Origin of the sequence: Pantoea sp. Ap-870 (genome assembly GCF_011752515.1) — a bacterium.
GTDB classification, from domain to species: domain Bacteria; phylum Pseudomonadota; class Gammaproteobacteria; order Enterobacterales; family Enterobacteriaceae; genus Pantoea; species Pantoea dispersa.
Genome location: NZ_VWXG01000019.1, coordinates 1 through 1,495 on the forward strand (window position 1 = coordinate 1; position 1,495 = coordinate 1,495).

Consider the following 1,495-nt stretch of genomic DNA (forward strand, 5'->3'; position numbering starts at 1 on the left):
GGGCGTTAAGTTGCAGGGTATAGACCCGAAACCCGGTGATCTAGCCATGGGCAGGTTGAAGGTTGGGTAACACTAACTGGAGGACCGAACCGACTAATGTTGAAAAATTAGCGGATGACTTGTGGCTGGGGGTGAAAGGCCAATCAAACCGGGAGATAGCTGGTTCTCCCCGAAAGCTATTTAGGTAGCGCCTCGTGAACTCATCTCCGGGGGTAGAGCACTGTTTCGGCTAGGGGGCCATCCCGGCTTACCAACCCGATGCAAACTGCGAATACCGGAGAATGTTATCACGGGAGACACACGGCGGGTGCTAACGTCCGTCGTGAAGAGGGAAACAACCCAGACCGCCAGCTAAGGTCCCAAAGTCATGGTTAAGTGGGAAACGATGTGGGAAGGCACAGACAGCCAGGATGTTGGCTTAGAAGCAGCCATCATTTAAAGAAAGCGTAATAGCTCACTGGTCGAGTCGGCCTGCGCGGAAGATGTAACGGGGCTAAACCATGCACCGAAGCTGCGGCAGCGACACTATGTGTTGTTGGGTAGGGGAGCGTTCTGTAAGCCGCTGAAGGTGTGCTGTGAGGCACGCTGGAGGTATCAGAAGTGCGAATGCTGACATAAGTAACGATAAAGCGGGTGAAAAGCCCGCTCGCCGGAAGACCAAGGGTTCCTGTCCAACGTTAATCGGGGCAGGGTGAGTCGACCCCTAAGGCGAGGCTGAAAAGCGTAGTCGATGGGAAACAGGTTAATATTCCTGTACTTGGTGTTACTGCGAAGGGGGGACGGAGAAGGCTAGGTTATCCGGGCGACGGTTGTCCCGGTTTAAGCGTGCAGGTGTGAAGACCAGGCAAATCCGGTCTTCTTTAACACTGAGGCGTGACGACGAGCCGCCACGGCGGTGAAGTAACTGATGCCCTGCTTCCAGGAAAAGCCTCTAAGCTCCAGGTAACACGAAATCGTACCCCAAACCGACACAGGTGGTCAGGTAGAGAATACCAAGGCGCTTGAGAGAACTCGGGTGAAGGAACTAGGCAAAATGGTGCCGTAACTTCGGGAGAAGGCACGCTGGCGCGTAGGTGAGGGGACTTGCTCCCGGAGCCGAGGCCAGTCGAAGATACCAGCTGGCTGCAACTGTTTATTAAAAACACAGCACTGTGCAAACACGAAAGTGGACGTATACGGTGTGACGCCTGCCCGGTGCCGGAAGGTTAATTGATGGGGTTATCCGCAAGGAGAAGCTCTTGATCGAAGCCCCGGTAAACGGCGGCCGTAACTATAACGGTCCTAAGGTAGCGAAATTCCTTGTCGGGTAAGTTCCGACCTGCACGAATGGCGTAATGATGGCCAGGCTGTCTCCACCCGAGACTCAGTGAAATTGAAATCGCTGTGAAGATGCAGTGTACCCGCGGCAAGACGGAAAGACCCCGTGAACCTTTACTATAGCTTGACACTGAACATTGAGCCTTGATGTGTAGGATAGGTGGGAGGCTTTGAAGCG

1 rRNA gene is annotated in these 1,495 nt (G+C 54.1%); it reads left to right on the forward strand.

What is annotated here, in order from left to right:
* Positions 1 to 1,495: ribosomal RNA gene (locus F3J41_RS23170) — 23S ribosomal RNA — on the forward strand; the annotation flags it as partial.